The sequence below is a fragment of the Vibrio porteresiae DSM 19223 genome, assembly GCF_024347055.1.
Classification (GTDB): Bacteria; Pseudomonadota; Gammaproteobacteria; order Enterobacterales; family Vibrionaceae; genus Vibrio; species Vibrio porteresiae.
In genome coordinates, this window is record NZ_AP024895.1 from 2,113,458 (window position 1) to 2,126,498 (window position 13,041).

Annotated in this window: 11 protein-coding genes; 8 read left to right on the plus strand and 3 right to left on the minus strand. The window is 46.8% G+C overall.

The window, feature by feature from the left end; translation table 11 throughout:
• Positions 1-18: 18 nt before the first annotated feature.
• Positions 19-447: a hypothetical protein gene (locus OCV11_RS09530; protein WP_261892577.1), complete on the plus strand. Its 429-nt coding sequence runs from the start codon at positions 19-21 to the stop codon at positions 445-447.
• Between the two features lie 352 nt (positions 448-799).
• Positions 800-2,164, plus strand: a complete 1,365-nt coding sequence (locus OCV11_RS09535; protein WP_261892579.1) for an L-cystine transporter — start codon at positions 800-802, stop codon at positions 2,162-2,164.
• A 117-nt stretch (positions 2,165-2,281) separates the two neighbouring features.
• Here the strand turns inward: OCV11_RS09535 and OCV11_RS09540 are convergent, their stop codons facing one another.
• Positions 2,282-3,538: a YeeE/YedE family protein gene (locus tag OCV11_RS09540; protein WP_261892581.1), complete on the minus strand. Its 1,257-nt coding sequence runs from the start codon at positions 3,536-3,538 to the stop codon at positions 2,282-2,284.
• Positions 3,539-3,775: 237 nt separating this feature from the next.
• Here OCV11_RS09540 and OCV11_RS09545 point away from each other — a divergent pair, with 237 nt between their 5' ends.
• From OCV11_RS09545 to OCV11_RS09560, 4 genes are all read left to right on the plus strand, one after another.
• Entirely contained in the window at positions 3,776-4,132 is a 357-nt protein-coding gene (locus OCV11_RS09545) for a DUF4870 family protein (RefSeq protein ID WP_373332825.1), read from the plus strand.
• Between the two features lie 387 nt (positions 4,133-4,519).
• A complete protein-coding gene (locus OCV11_RS09550) occupies positions 4,520-5,014 on the plus strand; it encodes a hypothetical protein (RefSeq protein WP_261892585.1) in 495 nt (164 codons plus the stop codon).
• 162 nt (positions 5,015-5,176) lie between these two features.
• Complete coding sequence (bluB, locus tag OCV11_RS09555; RefSeq protein ID WP_261892587.1) at positions 5,177-5,833, plus strand: 5,6-dimethylbenzimidazole synthase; 657 nt, start codon at positions 5,177-5,179, stop codon at positions 5,831-5,833.
• A gap of 150 nt (positions 5,834-5,983) precedes the next feature.
• Positions 5,984-7,072: a glycerol dehydrogenase gene (locus OCV11_RS09560; protein WP_261892589.1), complete on the plus strand. Its 1,089-nt coding sequence runs from the start codon at positions 5,984-5,986 to the stop codon at positions 7,070-7,072.
• 107 nt (positions 7,073-7,179) lie between these two features.
• Here OCV11_RS09560 and yegD read toward each other — a convergent pair whose 3' ends face one another.
• Positions 7,180-8,532, minus strand: a complete 1,353-nt coding sequence (yegD, locus tag OCV11_RS09565; RefSeq protein WP_261892591.1) for a molecular chaperone — start codon at positions 8,530-8,532, stop codon at positions 7,180-7,182.
• 237 nt (positions 8,533-8,769) lie between these two features.
• On the opposite strand from yegD, the gene OCV11_RS09570 reads away from it, so the two are divergent.
• Positions 8,770-10,170 carry a pectate lyase gene (locus OCV11_RS09570; RefSeq protein ID WP_261892593.1) on the plus strand — a complete coding sequence of 467 codons (1,401 nt, stop codon included), beginning with the start codon at positions 8,770-8,772 and terminating at the stop codon, positions 10,168-10,170.
• 72 nt (positions 10,171-10,242) lie between these two features.
• Here the strand turns inward: OCV11_RS09570 and OCV11_RS09575 are convergent, their stop codons facing one another.
• Entirely contained in the window at positions 10,243-11,706 is a 1,464-nt protein-coding gene (locus OCV11_RS09575; protein ID WP_261892595.1) for a M20 family metallopeptidase, read from the minus strand.
• Positions 11,707-11,966: 260 nt separating this feature from the next.
• Between OCV11_RS09575 and OCV11_RS09580 the strand changes: the two genes are divergently transcribed.
• Positions 11,967-12,929 (plus strand): DUF2076 domain-containing protein, encoded by a 963-nt coding sequence (locus tag OCV11_RS09580; RefSeq protein ID WP_261892597.1) that lies wholly within the window; start codon positions 11,967-11,969, stop codon positions 12,927-12,929.
• The last annotated feature ends 112 nt before the right edge of the window (positions 12,930-13,041 follow it).

Below are 13,041 nucleotides of genomic sequence, written 5' to 3' on the forward strand. Positions count from 1 at the left end.
GGTAATTAGGAAATAAAAATGATTAACAAACTAAAACTTTCTGCAGCAGCAGTGGCTCTAACTCTTCTAGCTGGTTGTTCATCTTACAATGCAAGCCAACCAACTTCTGGTCTTGTAGCTAACGTTGAATCATCAGTAAAAGCTGACATCAAAGTTGGTGAAAAAATCTCTGGTGAAGCAACAGCAAACGTTCTTATGGGCGTAATCAACTGGGGCGCAGGCGATCACTTCGTTGATGGCGTAGACTACGGTACAGGCGGCGCACTATCTTTCGCAGACGCTTCAGCTTCTGCTAAATCTGCAGCAGCATACAACGCTGTTAAAGCTTCAGGTGCAGACCTAATCGTTGCTCCTCGCTACGAAATCACTACTGAAGACTACGTAGTGTTCAAGAAAATCCACGTGAAAGTAACTGGTTACAAAGGTACTATCACTAGCGTGAAATAATTCACGGTGAATTCCTTATAGAAAGGCTCCTTCGGGAGCCTTTCTTTTTCTATGCCATTCTCATTTGCAGCCCTAACCTCTTTTGCTCACTCTCAAACTCCCTAGCCCTACTTTGGCTCATCCGCTTTCTGTGTCCCTCTATTTGGAATTGATTCAATCTCATCGCCCACTAATTCAGCACCTTGCATCATTTATTCTCTGTTTGGCTACTTTTCATTCATCATTCAAACTCTATGGAATAAGACATAACTAAACGGCATGGTTTTGAGAATAATTGTTATCATCCTGACCAGTCAGTCAGCATAAAATAGGCTCAAACACTTATGTCACTTCTTCATTTAAGGAATCAATCATGTCAGTAGCAGTTATCGCCGCTCTCGCGATATTTATTGGCATTCTGGCGGTTTTATTTAACCAACAGAAAAAGTCACGCACACTTTCACGTTTAGTATTAATGGGGCTTGTCCTTGGTAGCCTATTTGGTTTAGGCCTACAATTTATGGTCGGCGAAGGTCAACCTGCGACGAAACAAATCCTCGACTGGATCGCCATCGTAGGTAACGGCTATGTCGGCTTACTCAAAATGGTGGTGATGCCACTGGTCTTAGTATCGATGATCTCAGCGGTTGTTCGTCTCGATAGAAATGGCTCTTTAGGTAAAATCTCGACCCTAACGATTGGTATTCTGCTGATCACCACCGCGATTGCGGCTTTGATCGGTATCTTTATGGCGCAAGCTTTTGGCTTAACTGCCGAAGGTTTAACCGAGGGTGCTCGCGAAATGGCGCGCATGGATACCTTAGCGAGCAAAGCATCGACCGTTGCTGGACTGACGATTCCACAAATGCTGCTCAGCTTTATTCCAACTAACCCATTTGCTGATCTGACTGGCGCTCGCTCTACTTCTATTATCGCGATCGTGATCTTTGGCGTATTGGTTGGCGTGGCTAGCCGTAAAGTCATGATGGAAAAAGAGCAGCTTGAAGCACCGATTCGTACGTTTGTTGAAGCGATTCAATCGATTGTGATGCGTCTGGTTAAAATGATCATGGCGTTAACACCTTACGGTATCGCCGCTCTTATGGCTAAAGTAGTGGCAACCTCAAGCGCAGCTGACATTTTGAAACTGCTCGGCTTCATCGTTGCTTCTTACCTTGCGATTGCGGTGATGTTTTTGGTGCACGCAGTGCTGGTTTCTTTTGTTGGCGTCAGTCCAAAAGCGTATTTCCAAAAGATCTGGCCGGTGCTGACTTTTGCCTTCAGTTCACGTAGCTCTGCAGCGACTATTCCATTGAACGTGGAAGCGCAAATCAACAAACTGAACGTTCCACCAGCGATTGCTAACCTTGCGGCTTCATTTGGTGCCACCATTGGACAAAATGGCTGTGCGGGTATCTACCCAGCGATGTTGGCAGTCATGGTTGCACCAACGGTTGGCATTAACCCAATGGACGCACACTTTATTCTTTCATTGGTTGCGATCGTAACGATCAGTTCCTTTGGTATTGCAGGTGTCGGCGGCGGCGCAACCTTTGCTGCGTTAATCGTTTTGCCAGCCATGGGGCTACCCGTCACCATCGCTGCTTTGCTAATTTCAATTGAACCGCTGATCGATATGGCGCGTACTGCGCTTAACGTATCTGGAGCGATGACCGCAGGCACATTAACCAGCCGTTTGCTCAATCAAGTACACCAACCTGAACAGCAAGAAGCTTAATTTAGCCGCGTCACCCTAGATACACTGATATAAAAAAAGCCAAGCATCTATTTTTGCTTGGCTTTTTTATTGTCAGTATTTATTTTCAGAAGTACATCGAGTGCAGTACAAATAACCTTAACACTGCTTCAAAACTCGCGCGTGCAGTTGGTTACCTAAGATGCCGCCAAGGATTAGCACCACGAGGAATGCCCAGCCAGACAGCGAAAAGTTAGCAATAGGTGTAAATAAAGCGCCCACGTTACAACCATTAGCAAAACGAGTGCCTAACCCCATCAATAACCCACCAAAAGCAAACAGCGCATAATGGCGAGCTGTGTAACCAGGTTTAAGGTTGAACGAACCTTTACCAAGCAGTAATACCGCAATCAATGTACCCAACATAATCGCGAAGTTTTGTACGGTGACAGCATTTTCCAATAGGGGTAATGTGTAGGCCGCTTCAGGCTTATGGGAAAACGCCGCTACATCTTGCACGTTCATGCCTAAGCTAACCAGTAGCTTACCGAACCATAGACCAAAAGGTGTTGAAGCCCCCCAACCCGCTCCCGTTGAAGCCATCATAATGCCAAAGATAATCGCAATCACTAACGCCGTACTGCGCATTTGCCATACGTTGCCGAACCATTGTTGATACGTCTCTTTACTCCAGAAAGGATAATCAACCGTTGGAGTTGCTGCCGCTTGCTTATGACGCAGAACTTCACCATCCACACCATAGAACGTGCCCGAGTTTTGACGTGCAGCTTGGTAGCGTTTAGCACACCAGCTCACCAACAATGCAAGACCTGCCGTGACGATCACCGACCAGAAGTAGCCATGCAGTGGGCCACCAAGCAGATCCGGTAAGAAAACGCCTTTACCACTGTAGCTGGCGGTAGAAAACCACGTTTCACGAATCCAACTTTGCGTTGCTTGTAGAGGAAAACCGACAAACACACCAAAGCCAAAAAACAGTAAGGTGATCAATGAACGAGGAATGTCACCTACCATTTCCACCATCACGCCAGTCGCACAGCAGCTTGATAAGCTCATGCCTGCGCCAAACATCAATCCGCCGAGTAGTAAGCCCGTATTAATGGGGTTAACCCAAAGGTTGTAATCACCAGGTTTGGCGTTAAACAGAAGGCCAGCACTGATAACAGAGGTCACGACAAACATAAACATTAAGGTTTGCAATAACTGGGTTGAGCCGCGACGATAAGCGCGGTTAACACTGCCAGCAAAGCCGATGGAGCCTTTTGTCAAAGCAAAACCCAATGCTAGACCCAGCAAAAGACGCAGATAGAGTGCATCACTTTTTAAATAAAACGCGCCAAACACTAAGGTAACCAATGTAATCCCTAATGCCCACCAAGCCTGTTTTTTATTCATTTACCTACACCATTATTCGCACACGAACTCAAAGCGCAGCAGGTTAACATGATTAATAATAGTTATTGAGTAGATCGTTTATAACATTTCGTTCTAGCTTAAATATTACCGTTTACTTATATGAGTTTAATTGAATAAATAATTCTATCTATATATTGCTAAATATAGACTCACTGATATTATGAGCGCGTTTATAACACACAATAAAATGATCCAAACGTTAGTCTATTCGGAGTTATTATGTCTGATTTATTCAATCAATATGGCGAGTTATCACAAAGAGAGACTCAAGCTAAAACCCATGCTTTGATCAGCTATGGCCTGATGGCAATCGGTGTATTTACTGGGATTTTTTGGCTGGTTGGTGCTATTTGGGCAATGGTGAAAAAATCCGATGCCGTCGGTACTCGATATGAAGATCACTATGAAAATATGACGAAAACCTTTTGGGGTGTGTTAATTTTTTCCATTATTGGTTTTCTCACCTCATTAATCTTTATCGGCTATTTCATCTTATTTGCAACGTGGATTTGGTCTATTTATCGTTTGGTAAAAGGAATAGCACGTATTCTCTCTGACCAACCATATAATTAATCCCCCGTCACTGTGTTATTGATCTTAACCTTGTTATTACGTAACAAGGTTATTAATTCGACAAAATTAATTAAGCAAACAAAGTTCATAAGACAAGCAGTGTTCATAAAAAAGCAACGTTCATAAAACAAGCAAATCAGCCTATGCCTTTTGCTTGTTGCCCTTTATTTCCTCATTATTGCATCCTTATCTTTGTAAAACCTGTTGCTTAGCAACTTTTCAAACTTTGCCACAGCGGGTATCCTTGCCTCGCCCCAATTTGCAGCTAGCATTGATAGAGAAAGCCAAGCTTTTATTTATCGGGTTAACGCAACATGGTCACTATTTGGCGAGCCATATCAGTTAGATAATTGACCGACACACAATTCAGAGGACGTATCCTGAACTATGCCTAGGTTTCCGACATCACTCAATCTGACACAGATGCAGCAGCTACGTAACGCACTGGTTGTGCTCGGATTTGTTTTCGCCGTACTCATTGCTTATTCAAAAAGTCAGGCGCTAACTTATGGTGCCATTCGGTTTGATTTTGATACCACATCAGCTTTCGTCACTCAGATCGACGTCAACCATCGTCACGATGACATCATCTTTGTTCATTACCAATTCTCCTCAGAAAAAACCGAATCCTATGAGGGAAGCTATGAGGTTCACAGCTTAAAAGAGGATTACCCTTACCAAGTGGGTAGCCAGTTGCCGGTGGTGTATGCCAAGCATTTCCCTGAATTCAATACGTTAGAAGAGATGCATCCGCAGATGCGCTCTGCGTTTTACCTGTTTATCACCTGTTTTATCTTGATGCCCATCGATGTGATGGTTGCGCTTTGGTATTCGGTGAAAATTCAACAGCTGCGCGACAATGAAATGAATCTGCCCTTCTAGATAATCGCAACAGTGAACAAGCGTTATCACCTCGGTCCACTCTCCTTGTGGCTAGGCTTTTGCTGATATCTCGGTATACTCTCGTCGTTTTTGGTGCGCCGCACTTTTTTGGCCACCCCACTTTTGCTTCAGGCCCAACCACCGACAGGACAATAAAACCAGATGCACAATCGACAATTTACCGCTCAAGAGCAGCAAACTTTGCGCGAACTGATCATGTTGAGACGCGATATCCGCGGCAATAATTTCTTAAGCGACCCTGTCACCGATGAGCAGATTCACGAATTATTAACTGCAGCAGCACTCGGACCATCGGTTGGATTCTCTCAGCCTTGGGAATTTGTCGTCATTCGCGACAACGCTACCAAACAGCGCGTTCATCAGGATTATCAAATTGAAACCCAGCGCGCAGCCGATCTGTTCTCCACTGAAAAACAGGCGCTTTATCACCAATTAAAACTCGAAGGCATTTTGGAAGCACCAGTCAATATTGCCGTGTTTTACAAACCCACGACAGGTCCTGTCCTTGGGCAAAACTCGATGGCAGAAGCGGGTCAATACAGTGTCGTGTGCGCTATTCAAAACATGTGGTTAATGGCCCGCTCGATGAACTTAGGTATCGGTTGGGTCAGCATCATTAACCCTGAGACCATTGCTGAGATCCTCAACGCACCTAAAGATCGCAAGCTGGTTGCCTATCTGTGCGTTGGTCATGTCAAAGAGTTCTACTCCGTACCCGAGCTTGAAACATTAAAATGGGAACCACGTAAACCTATCGATAGTTTTGCCTTCCAAGAAGGTTTTCCTGAATCCATTTAACCCTGTGTGACGATTCTATTTAGGTAAGCCCAGCTTGCCTATTTGTGCAACGTTACTTTTCTGTGAATTCTCATAAAACTTATTTCATATCTCATCTTGTTCTTATCAAAACGGTTAGATTGTAAGCAAACTGACTAATCGGAGTACAACATGGATAAGATGATCATTACGCCTTGCAAATACATTCAAGGCCCTGATTCAATTAAATCTCTAGGTCAATACGTTCTGCCCATGGGAAACAAGGCACTGGTATTGGCAGATAGTTTTGTGACCGAATTACTCGGCAGTCAACTGACTGCCAGCTTTAAACAGGCAGAAGTGAGCGCTGAACTTACCCTATTTAACGGTGAATGCAGCCGCCAAGAAATCGACCGCCTCGTACACATCGCTCAAGAGAAAAAGGCGAATGTCATTGTCGGCGTCGGTGGTGGTAAAACCCTCGATACCGCCAAAGCCGTCGCGTTTTACACCAACAACCCTGTCACCATCATGCCAACATTGGCGTCTACTGATGCACCAACCAGCGCGCTTTCTGTGCTCTACACACCGCAAGGTGAATTTGAAGAGTATCTCTTCTATCCGAAGAACCCAGATATGGTGGTTATGGATACGCAAATTGTGGCAAACGCTCCAACTCGCCTCTTGGTTTCAGGTATGGGCGATGCGTTATCCACTTACTTTGAAGCGCGTGCTAATACTCGCTCAGGGAAACAAACCATGGCCGGCGGCGCGCAAACTCTTGCCGCGCAAGCATTGGCAAAATTGTGCTACGAAACTTTATTGGCAGATGGCGTGAAAGCCAAAATCGCGTGTGACAATAATCTCTCCAGTAAAGCGCTGGAAAATATTATTGAAGCCAACACTCTGCTTTCTGGGGTCGGTTTTGAAAGCTCTGGTATTGCCGCTGCGCACGCTATCCATAATGGGCTCACCAAATTGGAAGAGTGCCACCATAAATACCACGGTGAAAAAGTGGCGTTTGGCACTCTAGCCCAACTGATTTTGGAAAACGCGCCAATGGAAGAGTACACCACGGTACTGCAATTTTGCCGTTCTGTCGGTTTGCCAACCAACCTGTTTGATTTAGGCGTGAGCAAAATTGATATCGACCAACTCAAATTGGTGGCAGAGGCAGCCTGTGCCAAAGAAGATACCATTCACAACATGCCGTTTACTGTCACACCTGAATTGGTATTGTCCGCCATTTTGACCGCGCATCAGCTAGGACTACCTGCCTAACTGCCTAAGTGACAGATTAACCGATGGTACAAATGAACTAAAAAGAGGTGGGTTGCTTGGCAACTCACCTCTTTTTATTTATCGCTATTTTTGTTTACGGCTTGTGACTAGCGAAAACAGATTTGCGCCCAACGCGCTAGCCCCGCCGTAACCGAACCAAAGTCGTTACCGCTCACCACTTCCACACCCGGAAGTACTTGTGCTACCGCCGCTTTCAAGATAGGTGATTTGGCTGAGCCACCGGTCATGTAAATCACATCCGGTTTCGTACCACCTTGCTCTAACGCATCACTCACCAAGCGCATCATCTTCGTTTTAGGCACTTCAATGGCATTCATCATGTCATTTTGTTGAATATCAAGCTCAACCACATCACGAAGGAAATCCAGTGTCGCGCGATAAGTAGCTGCGCTGGAAAGCCCAATTTTTGCCTCTTCGGCGCGACGCACCACTCCATGACCTAAGATCTCTTGGTAGACCTCAATCAAACGGGCCAGTTTTTCTGGCTGCTGCGCTTCTTTATGCAGCATTTTTAGTGCCGCCATATTCTCTTTAGCGTAGAAATCGGTTTGCGCTGGCAAGTCGTTAATGGCAACCGGGTTCCAAAACTGGGTAATGGGCATTTCAATGCCTGACAGCATCTTTGAGCCAAAACCAAGCGCAGGCATCAACTGGCGAAAGGCGATGTGAATATCCAAATCGTTGCCCCCAACTCGCTCACCAGTGTGGGCCAGTAGCGAAGCAGAACGGTCACTTTTGTCTTTCCAAGAAGGTCCCATTTGCAGCAATGAACAGTCGGTTGTACCACCGCCGATATCCACCACCAGTACATTTTTGTCTTCGGTTAGAGACGCTTCATACTCAAGACCCGCCGCAACAGGTTCAAATTGAAACTCAATATGACGGAAACCCGCTCGGCTTGCTGCTTGGCGCAAAATGGCTTCCGCTTGGCGATCCGATTCCACACCGCCACGACCTTGAAAGTGAATAGGACGACCAATCACTGCATCGTCTATGGTTTGCCCCAAACGCGCTTCACCTTGGCGCTTAATGTTGGCCATCATGGCGCACACCAAATCCTCAAAGAAGCGAATCTGAATGTCGCGCAATCCCATACTGCCGAGGAAAGATTTCGGCGATTTCACATAGTAGGTAAATTGCGGATCTTGCAGATAATGATTAAGCGCTGCTTGACCAAAATTCACATCACGCGCTTCCAGCTCAATGCCTTCATCGTGGTTAAACGCTAGCGCACGACGCAGCAAGTCTTCACCGATTTTATCGCTCGGTTTTATCTGACAAAAACGAAACAGATACTCTGTTACGGATTCTCTCGTGGGTGCAGATAAGGTGGAAGGAATATAGATATTGTCGCCTTCCACTGCCACTGGAGTAGGAACGCCATCCAACATATGCGCGATGGAACAGTTAGAGGTGCCGTAGTCAAACCCGATATACATAGCTCGTTTTCGCCTTGGTAAAAAAAGGTTGCATAACATACAGCAACTGCTGCAACAACTCCAGCACTTCTTCGCCAGCTCACTCACAAAACTGCCTCTCACTCCGCACTGAGATGATTGATTTAGCGAGGAACTCTCTTCGCAAATTCGCCACGTATACCCTGCACGATCGCCACTTTAGGTGGAGCCCCATGTGAGCAACAACGATCATGACAACCCATTATAAGGATAGAAAACATGCTGCAAGCCAGTTTAAACATCAGTGCATCCCAATCTGACCTATTTGGCTCAGATGGGCAAAATAGTGCGCGCTCCTCGCAAGGCCAAGGAAGCGGTAATAACAGCTCCATCGATCAACTCGCTCAGCTGTTTGTAGGTCTCCTCATGGCAGCGGCTGCCTTATCCGGCCAAGGTCAAAATGGCGATTCCACCAGCGGTAATTCTAACGGTGGCTCAAGCTTGGGAGGGACGCAAGGACAAGGCGACAGCAGCCTAAATGAGATGATGAAAACGCTGCTAAGTGCACTCACTCAAGGTGATTCAGGAAGTAACCAATCCGCTGTCGGTTCCAATCAAGCCAGCAGCACAGGAACCACCGGACAACTGGCAGCGCAAAGTGACCAACTGCTCAAAGACGCGGGCACAGGTTCCATGCAAACTGCGTTGACGCCAACAGCAGACGGTGGTGCACAGCTAAACAGCAGTGCTCAATCGGTCTCACAAAGTGTGTCAGGATTGATGGATCAGCACCCAGAGAGCTTTGGTACGCCAAGTAACCCAGGGGCTTTAGATTCTCAAACCCAAGCCTCACCATCGGTAGTAACACAAACCGGCGCAGCACAACCTGCGGTCAGTGATCAGACAGAAATCAGCGCAGCGGACACCAATACGGCATCTAGCTCACATGTGATGCCACAAGGAATGCGCAGCGTACCATCGGATACCTCGGAACCGATTATCGATGCTGAATCTGGCGCACGTGTTCGCGAGGCGACCACCAGCAAAACCACAGGGGCAACCGTCAAACCGCTTGAACCATCAGACAATCCTAACGTGGTCAATGACACGATTGTGGTGAAAGCCGGTGAAACCTTCGACGGTAAAGGACAAACCTTCACCGCAGGCTCAGCCTTGGGCGATGGTGGTCAATCGGAAAGCCAAAAACCGATTTTCCAATTGGAAGATGGCGCCTCGCTGAAAAACGTGGTGATTGGTGAAAACGGCGCAGATGGTGTGCATGTTTATGGCGATGCAAAAATTGATAACGTGCACTGGTCAAACGTTGGTGAAGATGCCCTAACCATCAAGCCAAGTGAAACCGGCAAAACGCACAATGTCGAAATCACCAACAGTAGCGCTAAACACGCCCACGACAAAATCTTCCAGATGAACGATAACGCCAATATCAAGATCGATAACTTTGCCGCAGATGACTTCGGTAACTTCTTGATCAGTAACAACCATCAGCAAGGTCAATGGAACATCGATATGAGTAATATTTCGTTGAAAAACGGCAATTACTCGGTGGTGAACAGCTTCAATAAAGAGGGCACCACAGTCAACCTTGATAATATTTCGATGGAAAACGTGAAACGCACGTACGTCCTGACCGATGGAGCAAAAATGAACGTGGCTTAAACGAGCCTTGGTGATGATAATGGACAGCCACTGCTGTCCATTATCCATTGATATTTGGGGCAAATAGGTCGCTTATGAGCGTGGTACAACGCCTTGCGGAATTGGACACAGGTACGGAGCGCGTTGTAACTCTTGCTCCAGCTCAGCTTTGGCTTGCTTAATATGAGTCGGTTCGAGCAGCAAATCGAGCGCCGTAGCTGCCATGACTTTCGCCGCATGTGCCATCCCTTTGTAACCGACCGACGTATTACCTTGTGATACTGCTTGCCACGTATGCAATGGCGTACCAAAAGCATAACAAGGTGCGTAACATTGCACTGTCGGCACCACCCAACTCACATCCCCCACATCTGTTGAGCCGTAAAGCGGTTCAAAACACGCTTTGTACGGCATAGGTCGATGCATCACCGCTTCATAATACAAATATCCCATCGATGACGGTGACACGTCCCGATTCATCGCACACAAATGATCGACGCTAGCCTTAATATCTTCTTTGGTTAACGTGCCACGCATTTCCTCTAAATAGGCTTGCTCTGCGTCGGTGTAGGTCGGCATGCCAAGCGTTTCGATATGCTGAGCCATCAATGATTCCAAGTAACGATTTGGCTGATAGCTTGAGCACGCTTTGATGAACTCAACATCCACGCTTGTCCCCGCCATCAGTGCTGCGCCCTGAGCGATCGCTTGAATGCGAGTATAAATATCTTGCACATCGGCAACGCGCGGTGAACGCATCAAATAGAGTACGGACGCTTGCGCTTGCACCACGTTCGGCGCTAAGCCACCCGATTGAGTAATCGCATAGTGCAGACGAGAATCTTGCGGAATATGTTCACGCAAGTAGTTCGCGCCAACGTTCATCAGCTCGACTGAATCAAGTGCACTGCGGCCAATATGAGGTGCGGCTGCTGCGTGAGATGCCTTACCGTGGAAATGAAATTCCGCCTGAATATTGGCTAGCGTCGGAGTATTAAACACCCCAGAAAAGGAGTGAGGATGCCAAGTAATCGCCGCATCAAGATCGTTAAATACGCCATCACGAACCATAAACGTTTTACCTGAACCGCCCTCTTCCGCCGGACAACCATAAAAGGTGACTGTGCCTGAAAGTTGATGGGTTTCAAGATAGTGTTTAATCGCCAAAGCCGCTCCGACTGAGGCCACACCCAGTAGATGGTGACCACAGCCATGCCCGTTGCCACCTTCCACCACACAATGAGGCGTCGCTTCCCCAGCATGCTGACTCAAACCAGACAATGCATCGTACTCACCTAAAAAGCCAATGTGCGGTTCACCGTGGCCAAAGGTAGCGGTAAACGCGGTTTCAATCCCAGCAACCCCTGTGGTTACGGCAAAATCATTGCGTTGGAGAAAGGACTGAATCGCCTGAGCGGATTGAAATTCTTCAAAGCGAGTTTCGGCAAATCCCCAGATCTGCTCGCTTAGCTCAGTTAATGGTGTTTGATGTTGGTCGATGCTGTGCCAAAGCAGCTCATGCTCTGACATGGATTGATGGTTATTTGGGCACTCCATTGCGCTTCCCTTGAAAATGGGTTGATGATGCCCAATCTATTAAGCAAGGCAGGGTTAGACAAGATAACCAATTGTTTAGGGTAATGACTTTTAGTTATCGTCTCACCTGTTATCAAAGTCTGTTAGTAACATCGGTACGTAAACTTGTTTGTAAAACCAAGGTGGCACAAAGACTCTGCTTCTCACTCATTTTGAACCTTGTGACATTTTTGCAGACTAACTAACAAAAGCTATCCACCCGCATTTACAGAGGTGAAGACATGGATACCAACACAAAACAGATCATTGATGGCCTATTTGAGCGTCTTGCTCAGGCGGAAAAACAGAACAGCAATCGCGATAGAGAAGCCGAATCGCTCATCGAAAAACACGTGGTTGCACACCCAGCAGCCCCTTACTACATGGCACAAACCATGGTGATGCAAGAGGCCACCATCAAGCAGCTTCACGCGCAAGTTGAACAACTTAAAACCGAGTTAACCCAAGCTCAAGCGCAGGCTCAACAAAAAAGCTCCGGTGGTTTCCTTTCTGGGCTATTTGGCGGCCATAAAAACCAGAACAACCAGCAATGGCAAAACAACCCTCAAGGCAACCGTTTTAGCGGTAGTAATGGCTTTGGCCCCAACAATGGGGGCAATAATTATGGTCCCAATAATGGCTATGGCAATCCCGGTTCCGGTAACAATGGTTTTGGTAATAGCGGTTATGCGCAAAATGGCTACGGCAACGGCGGTTACGGGCGTGGTAACAGCTTCTTAGGTGGCGCACTGCAAACAGCAGCAGGTGTCGCAGGCGGTGTCGTATTAGGTAATATGATGATGAATATGTTTAGTCATCACCAGCCAGAAGAGATCGTCAACATCATTAACGAAGATCCAATGCAACAAAATATGGATGGCATGGGCAGTTCATTTATGGACAGCTCGTACATGGATAACCAATTCTCCGATGCCAGCGGCTTTACCGACGGTCAAAGCGATGCCGATTTTACCAACGGAGGTTTTGATACCGCCGCAACGGATGGCAACGGTTTTACCGAAGGTTTTGGTACGGGAGGTTTTGACACCAGCACCTTTGATAATGGCGGTTTTGCCAATACGGATACTGGTACCGACCCATTTAGCAATGGCTTTGGTAGCGACAGTTACGACGACCCGTTCTCAGGTGGTTTTGGTGGCGGGTTCGACGACAGCGGCTTTGATGACTTTAACGATCTGAGCTAAATCGTTCTTCCATGACTTACCGCAAAGGCAGGCACTCCCTGCCTTTGTCTGTTTTTACACCACATTAACCTTCTGATAAGCAACGTGATTCTTCGTCAAGCTTGTCTATTGA